Source organism: uncultured Campylobacter sp., from assembly GCF_937949835.1.
Classification (GTDB): Bacteria; Campylobacterota; Campylobacteria; order Campylobacterales; family Campylobacteraceae; genus Campylobacter_B.
In genome coordinates this window covers 1-1,046 of record NZ_CALEDC010000086.1, presented here as the reverse complement: position 1 = coordinate 1,046, position 1,046 = coordinate 1, and the positions used below count along the sequence as shown (strand labels likewise).

Sequence of the window (1,046 nt, the reverse complement as noted above, 5' to 3'; positions counted from 1 at the left end):
TACGATGCTTTAGGACGCGTCCATTTCTTGCGGCTAAAGGTATATCCGCTCTCGCTTTGACTGCGATAGGTCGGGTTTCGTATAGTTCTAGTAGATCCGACGATTATCGGCGGCGTAGTGGGATAGGTATTCATTTAAGCCCCCTTATGTAGCCCTCGACTCGCTGCGGCGTCTGGCGGTAAAGCAAGCTCGCGCGTAGGTTTTTTGCCGCCTGTGCGTAGTCTCCCGCTTCGATGCAGCCCAGAGTATGACGGAAGCTCATAAGCCCCGCAAGCCCTAGCTGATATGCCATTTCGGTTAGGGTGTCCTGCACATTTTGCGGCTTGCTCTCTAGCCACGGCAGGCACTGAAAAACCCGTTTTTGAAGCTTCGCAACTTTCAAATTTAGGATTTTTTCCGCTACTTCGCGGCTCATCGGCTCTATCTTTCCTCCGTTGAGTTTAAGTTCGTCGGGACTCAATGCCGAGACCAAAAAGCCGTATCCCACGGTGGGTTTGCCTACGCTATCTTTGTATATCCGCGTGCTAAATCCCTCGTGAGCTTTGATGTTTTCTAGCAGGCTCATACTCCCTCCTCATTCGTGATCTCTATGAATTCTATGTGTTTGCCTATGCAAATTTTGAAAAACGAATTGTATGTCCGAACGGAGTTCGTAACCCCTGCGGCATTATGTCCGTCGCCTACGAGGATACATCCTGCCGTATCTTTCGGAAAGTTACCGGGGTGAATGAGGATGTAGCGCTCTTTCGGCACGCTCTCATTCCACAGAAGCGGACACATTCGCTTTTGGCTCGGGCTAGCATACCACTGCATTTTATAGCGGCCCGCCGGTATGCGCCTATCTTTGCCGCGCTGCGTAGTATCTCCGCCCGCGGGCTCAAGGGTAAAGCACTCAAAAAACCTTTTCCCGTCGTCCGTGATCGTTAGTTTCCCAATCGTGCCATCGTGGATATTTTTAAATCTATTTATCTTGATCCTCACAGTTGCCTCTTTCCTCAAATTTGTCAAAATATTCATCGTGCCTGTTAAGCTTGCTATTGATTGCC

2 protein-coding genes are annotated in these 1,046 nt (G+C 49.7%); both read right to left on the bottom strand.

Annotated elements, in window-relative coordinates:
- Positions 1-130: 130 nt before the first annotated feature.
- The gene (locus Q0256_RS01925) at positions 131-565 is read right to left on the bottom strand and encodes a glycoside hydrolase family protein (RefSeq protein WP_297959566.1); all 435 of its coding nucleotides are present in this window, start codon (positions 563-565) and stop codon (positions 131-133) included.
- Positions 562-1,046 (bottom strand): DUF5675 family protein (locus Q0256_RS01920; RefSeq protein WP_297959564.1); only part of this gene is annotated, 485 nt, incomplete at its 5' end. The genes Q0256_RS01925 and Q0256_RS01920, both read right to left, overlap by 4 nt.